This is a genomic window from Rhodococcus jostii NBRC 16295 (assembly GCF_001894825.1).
GTDB classification, from domain to species: Bacteria; Actinomycetota; Actinomycetes; order Mycobacteriales; family Mycobacteriaceae; genus Rhodococcus_F; species Rhodococcus_F jostii.
On record NZ_BCWY01000178.1, the window covers coordinates 1 to 5,371 of the forward strand.

A 5,371-nucleotide genomic window follows, 5' to 3' on the forward strand; every position below is an offset into this window, starting at 1 on the left:
TCGTGGCATGAACGGCGCGTCTCCTTTCATCAGAGCCCATCCCGAGCGGGACATGGATTCGACGCCGCTGGCGAGTCCGATTTCCATCTCGTCGCTGCGGATGGCGTGGGCGATCGAGATCGCCGCCGACAACGAGGACGCACAAAAACGGTTGACCGTGATCGCCGGGACGGAGTCCGGGAAACCCGCGGCGAGGGCGGACCAGCGTGCGATGTCACCCATCCCCTCGTGGGCGGGGTTCACGCAGCCGGCGACGATGTCCTCGACCTTGTCGAGCGGCACACTGGTGCGCTCGCACGCTGCGACCATGGTTCGGCCGAGCAGATCATCGGTGCGAATGTGCGAGAGCGAGCCACCGTAGCGCCCGACCGGCGTCCGAACGCCGCCCAGAACAAACGCGTCAGTCATGCCGACTCCTCAGCCGCGGAAGGGCGCGCCCGTCACCCGATCGGTGGGCCGGTGAGCCGCCCGAAACACCCATCCCGCGCGCGTTGTCCATTACAAACTTTAGCGGCCGAAGGTTGTCCAGAGGCAATGAAGACTGTCATCGACCCGATCTGGGCACCGTGAGAATCGTTGCCGGTGAGATCGATCTTCATTCTTCGATTGCAACGAACACAGAGTTGACGCAGCTCCATCGAGTTCGTGTCGGCTCGGATGCCCACAACTGCGATACCATCACGCTGGACCGCGCGCCCATCCAAGCACCGAACATGGTGTGGGTGCCCGGAGTCGACCAATTTGAGACCGAATCAGGTGGCGCTGCGTTGGTTGGATCCCACAGCGTCGAGCACGGCGGTTCGCATCGAGGGGTCGGTGGTGATGGGCTTCTCGGCGGTTCCGGTGCTGAGCAGCTGCCGCCACCTGGTCTCGTCGAACGGTAGTGGACGCGTGTCGGACAGGAACTTCTCGACGGTGTGCAGGAAGCGCATCGGGTCGTCCCGGAAGGGGAAATGACCGGCGCCCTCGAAAATCTCCAGGCGCGAGCCGGGCATCGCCGCGTGCGCGAGGTGGGCGTGGCTGACCGGGATGACGGTATCCCGATCTCCCCAGATCAGTTGAACCGGGACGCTTTCGGTCAGATAGCAGCGGTCGAGAATGGTCACCATCTGTCCGCGCCAGTCGACCACTGCACGCAGGGTGCGCAGGTAGGCCTCGTGCGCGGTGGGGTCGGGCAGGTCGGCCAGGATCCGTACCAGATCCGGGGTGTCGTGCAATACCGCGCCGGGGCGCAGGGGTGTGCCGTGCAGTCGAGTCAGGAGGGTTCCCGCCCATCGCATCACGGGCACCGCTCCGGGCAGTCGCAGCAATTTCAGTGCCTCATTGACAATGGGCGTCGCGGCGAGGCGCAGGAGGGGATGGACGTCCTTGGTGACCCCGCCGGCGGATACCAGGATGAGCCGATCCACCATCTGTGGGAACTGGTAGGCGAATTGCATCGCGACTCCGCCGCCCAGGGAGTGTCCGATCACGGTGGCGTGGTCGATTCCCAGGGCCGAGAGGAGGTCGCGCATGCCGTTGGCGTAGGCGGCGATGGAATAGTCGGCGCGGGGTTTGTCGGAGCGTCCGTGGCCGAGTAGATCGGGCGCGATGACGGTGAAGTTCTCGGCGAGGTGCGGGATGACCTCGGTCCAGGTCGACGAGTTGTCGCCGATGCCGTGCAACAGCAGCAGTGCGGGGCCCTCACCGGTCATGCGGAAGGCACGCCGGTACCCGTGGATGGTGCGGAACATCATCTGTGGTTGGGCGTCGGGAACCGGCCTGAGCCTGCGCATGCGAGTGGCGTACATCGCGTCCTCCTCGACTTTCGCGTTCGCTGCCGATTCTTCGCTGCATCCGGTCGACATGCGCGACGACACGCCCCACACGAGGGTGTCGATCTACGGTCGTTGCCGCATCCGGTGTCCCGGACTAGGCGCGAGATGCGTTCGTTGGTTATTCGCTGCGGAGGCCGCGGTGTTACACGCGGGATCGCCGAGCAACCGGATTGCCTGCGCCGCTCGTGAGTGGACTGCCGCACTGCCGTGGCGGGCGTTGGCGGCAGTATGGGCAGATTCGACCGGACGGGCTCGGCGATCGAGGCCGAGTTGGCGCCGCATTCGCACCGGCTTCTGCGGGCCTAGGATTGAACGGTGACTGACGGGCCTGAGCTGGACCCGGTGTCGGTGGCGGTGCGCTTCAACGAGTGCATCAATCGGCGAGACCCCGACGCCATGTCGGATCTGATGTCCGAGGACCACTGCTTCGTCGATACCGAGGGCGCCGTCATCTCGGGTAGGCAGCCGTGCCTGGACGCCTGGCGGGTGTTCTTCGCGTCATTTCCGGACTACCGGAACCATTTCGCATCGATCATTGTCCGCGGTGGTGTCGCCACGGCCGTCGGGCATTCGGTGTGCTCGGAACCGAGTCTGGCCGGGCCGGCGCTGTGGACCGCGGTGGTCAGGCAAAACAAGGTCGCCGAGTGGCGCGTGTACGCCGACACCCCTGAGGCTCGTACCCGGCTCGCGATTCGGCAGGATTGAAGCGGTCTGCCGGCCTGGACCTGGTGCCGCGGTGTTTGCCAGCCATTTTGGGAGTTGCCGTCTCTGGTCCAATCCGAATGGAAGCGCGAAGGTTTCGAACTTCGGTTAGGACCAGAGACCGACCGCGGCGGTCGTGGTGCGTCAGCTTCCGATGGTTCGATGCCAATTGCGGAGCAGGGCCGCGACCAGCTGCGGGTCGTCGCACATCGGGAAGTGGTTTCCGCCGGGCACGATCTCCTGCCGCGCCTGGGGGAACAGCCGCCTCCAGCATGGTTGGAATCCGAGCGGGTCGTTGTGTTCACCGAACACGGTCAGAACGGGGTGATCGGCGAGGGAGGCGGCCAGCGCCGCGTCGATCTTCTTGTAGATCCCGTCGGCGCTGCGTGCGTCGGCGAAGTACCGATGCCATGACCGCCGAGCGCTGCGATCGATTCCCGCCCGGAACACCGCCCGGTCGTCCTTCGTCCAGTGCCGGCCCACCCCGAACCTTCCGGACGTCGCCCGAGGGAGCCATCCGAGTGCTGCGTCGCTGGCGCGAAGCGGAGCGCTGCCCATGACGGCGAGCATGCCGCGGAACGCCATGCCGGCCGGCCGCCAGCCGAAACAGTTGACGGCGACGATGGCGGCGATTCGGTCCGGCCCAGCCGCGGCGGCTGCCAGCGCGGCCGGGCCACCGAGGTCGTGGGCCACCAGGGTGACGTTCGTCAGGTCGAGCTGCAAGAGCACCGCGGTCACGGCGTCCGCGGACGCCTGCAAGCTCACGCGGTCACCGGGGACTCGGTCGCTGAGCCCGCAGCCGGGGGCGTCGATGGTGATGCAGCGAAACGTGGGGGAGAGCGCGGATAGGAGATCGCGCCACACGAAACTCCAGGCGCCGGTGTGGACGAAGACGATGACGGGTCCGCGGCCGACATCGGTGATCGCCACCCGGCCACCTGCGGTGGGCACCGCGTGGGTGTGCCAGGGCCATGCGGTCTCGGTCAGCCAGTCGGGTCGGTCAAGGGTTGTGGGGGTGGTCATCGGATTCACCTCGAGGTGGTGGCGCAGTGAGACCGGGCTCGAGGAACGCGATCAGCCGCGCGAGTTGATGGTCGACGTCCGGGGATTCCAACGGTGGTTGCCCATCGGGGGAGGGGGTGGCGGTGGCGAACAGGCCGGTGATGATCGAGACCACGAATCCGAGCCGTATACTCAGGTCGACTGCCGGTACCTTCGGAAGTGTTTGCTGCAGAAGGGGAATCAGGCGTTCGGCGACGGGTGCGAATTGCTTGTACATGAACCCTGCCACGGACGCGCTGGGTTGTGTGTACGCGCGGCCGATGAAGCGTGCGATTTGTGGGTTGTGCGCTCGCAGATCGGCAAGCGCGTCGAGGTCGGGTCGCAGAAACGCGGTCAGAAGCACGCCCACTGGCACGCGGTCACCGTGTTCGGCGACCACGGCGTCGAACATGGCCAGGCGTCGGGCGTTGATCGGTTCGACGTAGCCCTCGAGCACGAGCCGCAACAGCTCGTCACGGCTGCCGAAGTGGTAATTGACGGACGCGACGTTGGCGCCCGCTTCACGGGTGATGGCCCGCAGCGAAGTCGCATCCTCACCGCCTTGTGCGAACAGCCGCTGCGCTGCGGCCAGCAGGCGCTCGCGTGTGTTCTCGACCGCGACCATTCAAACAGTGTATCAAACGGTGTTTGAATGACAAGAGCATTTCAATGGCAAGGTGGTGATCGAATGCCGGTCCAGCGCATCACAGCCATCCCGCCGGCCGGACCATTATCGGTACGTCGTGGGATGGTTGCGAAGGTCCGGACGAAGCACTGCCGTGAGCCGGAAGGCTGGTGTTGATCGCGCGGGCGGGGTACCGTCGCCGATTCAACTGTCGAGCCCCCTTGGTTACCGCGCCTCGGGCACTGTCGGATACGCCGCAGGCGGTGTGATGGTCAGGGATTCGTCGAGAGCGCGGGTGGCCGCGCGTCGACGAGTAGGGGCACGAAGTCCCGGATCTGGCATCCGTCGAATCGGTGGTGGGCGGTCTCGATCGCATTGTCGACCCGGTCGGTGTCGAGGGACTGGTACTGCTGGATCAGATGTGCGCGCACCGCGTCGATGTGCTGGTCTTCGGTGACGTCCATGACAGAGATTGTGCTCCCGGCGAGGGCCGGTCGGGAAGGGTCTTCCACTGGTTCACCAGCCGGAACACCGGCTTGTCGAACCGTTGCGGAGATCGGAGGGCGGGTTGACGTGGGGCGCCGGGTTCGGCAACGATGGCTCGTTGGATTGCAGCGGCGCAGTCTCCTTACGCCCCGCGGCACCACCCTTTTTGGATGGATCCGGCCGCACGAAGCGAGAGAGCACCGGATGACACCGACCGACCACGATCCCGATACCGCCCAGGCGCGGATGTTCCGCGACCTGCTGCACGAGGAGATCACGGCACTCACGTCCCGGATCGAGACCGCCCGAGGACACACAGACCGAGGCGGCCCCGAGGACCGGGAGCTGGGTGCACGCCTGCGCGGGCAACTCGCCGAGGCGCATCAGCTGATGGCCCGGCTGACTGCCCGGTACCCGGAACTGCGCGGCACCAGCCGCCCCGCCGGCCAGTGACCGGCGGCCTTGCGAGTCGGGTGCGGCGGCGCGTCGGTGCATCAGCTCGAGCCGGGTGCGCCGAAGACAGGCAAATCTGGGACCGGCGAGAAGGCCGCGTCGTCCTCAAAGGCCGTGGCGTGGGCGGGTGTAGCGGGTACCCCCGTTCTCTCCCGCACAGGATTGGCACCGTTGAGCACCTCGGCCGTGGTGCTCAACGGTGCCAATCTGACGTCTAGGTGTTGTCCGCCGTCCTCGGCGTGTGGTT

The 5,371-nt window shown here is 66.3% G+C and carries 7 protein-coding genes; 2 read left to right on the forward strand and 5 right to left on the reverse strand.

Going from position 1 to position 5,371, the window contains the following annotated elements; translation table 11 throughout:
- Both RJ1_RS44220 and RJ1_RS44225 read right to left on the reverse strand, forming a co-directional pair.
- The coding region (locus tag RJ1_RS44220; RefSeq protein WP_501193866.1) for a thiolase family protein at positions 1-408 on the reverse strand (408 nt) is incomplete at its 3' end.
- Positions 409-752: 344 nt separating this feature from the next.
- On the reverse strand, positions 753-1,790 hold the full coding sequence (locus RJ1_RS44225) for an alpha/beta fold hydrolase (protein WP_073370990.1): 1,038 nt from the start codon (positions 1,788-1,790) through the stop codon (positions 753-755).
- Between the two features lie 342 nt (positions 1,791-2,132).
- Between RJ1_RS44225 and RJ1_RS44230 the strand changes: the two genes are divergently transcribed.
- Positions 2,133-2,522: a nuclear transport factor 2 family protein gene (locus RJ1_RS44230; RefSeq protein ID WP_143049035.1), complete on the forward strand. Its 390-nt coding sequence runs from the start codon at positions 2,133-2,135 to the stop codon at positions 2,520-2,522.
- A gap of 141 nt (positions 2,523-2,663) precedes the next feature.
- Here RJ1_RS44230 and RJ1_RS44235 read toward each other — a convergent pair whose 3' ends face one another.
- From RJ1_RS44235 to RJ1_RS44245, 3 genes are all read right to left on the reverse strand, one after another.
- Positions 2,664-3,542: an alpha/beta fold hydrolase gene (locus tag RJ1_RS44235; protein ID WP_073370981.1), complete on the reverse strand. Its 879-nt coding sequence runs from the start codon at positions 3,540-3,542 to the stop codon at positions 2,664-2,666.
- Positions 3,520-4,185, reverse strand: a complete 666-nt coding sequence (locus RJ1_RS44240; protein WP_073370983.1) for a TetR/AcrR family transcriptional regulator — start codon at positions 4,183-4,185, stop codon at positions 3,520-3,522. Before RJ1_RS44240 ends, RJ1_RS44235 begins: the two co-directional genes overlap by 23 nt.
- Positions 4,186-4,457: 272 nt before the next feature.
- Positions 4,458-4,649, reverse strand: coding sequence for a three-helix bundle dimerization domain-containing protein (locus tag RJ1_RS44245; RefSeq protein WP_073370985.1), 192 nt, complete (start codon positions 4,647-4,649; stop codon positions 4,458-4,460).
- 226 nt (positions 4,650-4,875) lie between these two features.
- Here RJ1_RS44245 and RJ1_RS44250 point away from each other — a divergent pair, with 226 nt between their 5' ends.
- A complete protein-coding gene (locus tag RJ1_RS44250) occupies positions 4,876-5,124 on the forward strand; it encodes a hypothetical protein (RefSeq protein WP_073370988.1) in 249 nt (82 codons plus the stop codon).
- Positions 5,125-5,371: the final 247 nt, after the last annotated feature.

What these genes read in the sequence shown, in the direction of transcription:
- RJ1_RS44240 (WP_073370983.1), bottom strand. Translation starts at nt 4,185, where the DNA reads ATGGTCGCGGTCGAGAACACACGCGAGCGCCTGCTGGCCGCAGCGCAG.
- RJ1_RS44250 (WP_073370988.1), top strand. Translation starts at nt 4,876, where the DNA reads ATGACACCGACCGACCACGATCCCGATACCGCCCAGGCGCGGATGTTC.
- RJ1_RS44235 (WP_073370981.1), bottom strand. Translation starts at nt 3,542, where the DNA reads ATGACCACCCCCACAACCCTTGACCGACCCGACTGGCTGACCGAGACC.
- RJ1_RS44225 (WP_073370990.1), bottom strand. Translation starts at nt 1,790, where the DNA reads ATGTACGCCACTCGCATGCGCAGGCTCAGGCCGGTTCCCGACGCCCAA.
- RJ1_RS44245 (WP_073370985.1), bottom strand. Translation starts at nt 4,649, where the DNA reads ATGGACGTCACCGAAGACCAGCACATCGACGCGGTGCGCGCACATCTG.